At 68.2% G+C, this 2,503-nt stretch carries 3 protein-coding genes; 1 reads left to right on the top strand and 2 read right to left on the bottom strand.

Features of this window, described 5'->3' with window-relative positions; all coding sequences use genetic code 11:
• A partial coding sequence (locus ACFWPJ_RS30285) for a LysR family transcriptional regulator (RefSeq protein WP_378856546.1) occupies window positions 1–440 on the bottom strand: 440 nt, incomplete at its 3' end.
• Window positions 441–545: 105 nt separating this feature from the next.
• On the opposite strand from ACFWPJ_RS30285, the gene ACFWPJ_RS30280 reads away from it, so the two are divergent.
• A complete protein-coding gene (locus ACFWPJ_RS30280; protein ID WP_378856544.1) occupies window positions 546–1,271 on the top strand; it encodes an SDR family NAD(P)-dependent oxidoreductase in 726 nt (241 codons plus the stop codon).
• 372 nt (window positions 1,272–1,643) lie between these two features.
• Here ACFWPJ_RS30280 and ACFWPJ_RS30275 read toward each other — a convergent pair.
• Window positions 1,644–2,503: hypothetical protein (locus ACFWPJ_RS30275; protein WP_378856542.1), on the bottom strand; the 860-nt coding region annotated here is incomplete at its 5' end.

Raw genomic sequence — 2,503 nt, 5'->3', positions numbered from 1 at the left:
CGGTGGAGCAGAGCAACGTCGGCACTCCCGTTGCGTAGCAGTCTTTCCGGTTCGCCGGGTCCGCACAGCACCACCTCGACTGCGACAGCGCAGGGATCGACGGTGTAGGCGTCCAGCAGCTTCGACAACAGTTCGCTGGAGGCTCCCGCCTTGGTGGCCAGCACGACACCGGGCAGGCCGGCAGCGGCGCGGCGGGTGCGGCGCTCGGCGGCTTCGACCGCTTCGAGAGCGATCCGGGCCTCCCGCAGCAGCACCGACCCGGCCTCGGTCAACGTGATCGCGAGAGTATTGCGGTGCAGCAGAACAACTCCGAGTCGCCGTTCGAGTTGCTGGATCGCCCGCGACAGCGGTGGTTGCGCCATCGCGAGCCGTTGTGCCGCCCGCCCGAAGTGCAACTCCTCGGCGACCGCGACGAAGTATCGCAACTCCCGCGTCTCCACCCTGTGATCGTATCCGGCGCTCACCACGATCAATACCCGTGCGGTATCGCCGCCCACCCAGTCGGTCTTGGACGCACCACCGGAGTCCGCAACGTGATCAACGGCATGAGTGAACCGACGATCGCGCTGGTGACCGGCGCGAACAAAGGAATCGGCTACGAGATCGCGGCGGGCCTGGGCGCCCTTGGCTGGCGAATCGGTGTGGGCGCGAGGGATCGACAACGCCGCGACACCGCGGTGGAGAAGCTGCGCGCGACCGGGACCGACGCGTTCGGCGTGCCGCTCGACGTGGACGACGACGCGAGTGTCGCCGCCGCGGCCGAGCTGATCGCCGACCATGCCGGAGGGCTCGACGTCCTGGTCAACAATGCCGCGATCACCGGCGGTATGCCACAGACACCCACCACGGTCGATCCCGCGACCGTGCGAGCTGTCGTGGAAACCAACGTGATCGGCGTCATCCGGGTCACCAACGCGATGCTGCCCCTGCTGCGCGGCTCGGCGTCACCGCGAATCGTCAACATGTCCAGCAGCGTGGGCTCGCTCGCTCTGCAGACCACGCCCGGCATCGACATGGGCCCGGTTCCCGCTGCGTACTCGGCATCGAAGACCTTCCTCAACGCCGTCACCATCCAATACGTCAAGGAACTGAGCGACACCAACATCCTGATCAACTCCGGCTGCCCCGGTTTCACCGCCACCGACCTCAACGGCTTCCGAGGCGTTCGCACACCACAACAGGGAGCGGCGATCGCGATTCACCTCGCGACCCTGCCCGATGACGGACCGACCGGCGGATTCTTCGACGACGCCGGAACAGTGCCTTGGTGACGGGCACACCGATGCGAACCAGTGCTCCAGCGCACCGCGGTGGTGATGTGGATGCCGGGGTCTGTGCCAGGATCGGCCCGGGAACCTCGCCGGCCAGTTCGAGCAGCGCGCTGTTGTGTTGTGCGTGAACGCTGATTCCGTGGGCGGTGAGCGTGTACGCCGCTATCGGCGCGTCGACGGTGCGGCGCCCGGGAACAGACACTGTTGCGGTGCAGTGGATCTGGCGCGTCGGGGTGGGCACGCTGTCTTAATGTGAACCGCCAGTGGGGTTTGCGGCACGCCATTCCAGTTCTTCCTGGTCGGATTTCCACCGACGATCGGTGTGCAAGCCGAGGCTGGTCATCAACAGCCTTGGAAGCCAAGCTCTTACGACTACATCCGGCCACGCAGGCGAGCACGCGCGCCTGCGATGATCGTGATGATCATGACCGTCATCACCTGCAGCGCGGTGAGCGGAAGTGCCGGGGGTGACTGAACAGGTGCGGCGTACTCGACCGGGGGCGACGGCATCGGCATCGGCGGGATCAGTGCGGGGATCGATGAGATCACCTCGGGCAGTCGCGCTGGGATAGGCACGACGGCCGGGGCCACCGCTGTCGGTGGAATGATCAGGGGGATACCAGGCTCCGGCAGACCCGGGACCGGGAGCAACAGCATGCAGGTCAGGAGGGCACTGCCGGTCGCGGCGCTGCCGACCGCCACACTGCCCGCACCGGCCGAGCCCGAACCGACGCTTCCGCTGGAACCGAGGCCGATCAGGCTCGAGCCCATGCCGCTACCGGTGACGATGCCAGACCCCAGCGCGGCACTGCCGACTGCCGCGCTGCCGACGCAGGCGGGAAGCACATGATCGGGGTTGGGGAGCAGCAGACCGCCAAGCGTGCCCGGGGCGGCGATCAGAGCCGTCGGTGCCGTACCAGGAGCGCGATCGGATGCCCCGGGATCCACGGCGGTTGGATCGATCATCGCGCGGGCGGCATCGATGCCGCTGGGAGTACCCGGGCCGAGGCCGAGAGCTTGTCCGGCCGCCGGATTCGGGAACATCCCCGCCGAGCTGCCGGTCGGCGCCGCAGACCAGACCGGTCCACTCGGGAGCTTGCTGCCGGTGCCGAGCCCGAGCTCCAGCCCGCCGGATGGTCCGTCGCCCGGGGCGGCCTCGGTGCCCGGAGCCGCAGTGCCGCTGATGATCTGGTCGATCGTCGGTACTCGCGGGCCAGCCGCTGCGTGCGGTG

Origin of the sequence: Nocardia sp. NPDC058497, assembly GCF_042720195.1 — a bacterium.
Classification (GTDB): Bacteria; Actinomycetota; Actinomycetes; order Mycobacteriales; family Mycobacteriaceae; genus Nocardia.
This window is presented reverse-complemented; position numbering and strand designations above follow the sequence as displayed.

Excerpts from the sequence above, each read along its gene's own strand:
- ACFWPJ_RS30280 (WP_378856544.1), top strand. The coding sequence starts at position 546 with ATGAGTGAACCGACGATCGCGCTGGTGACCGGCGCGAACAAAGGAATC.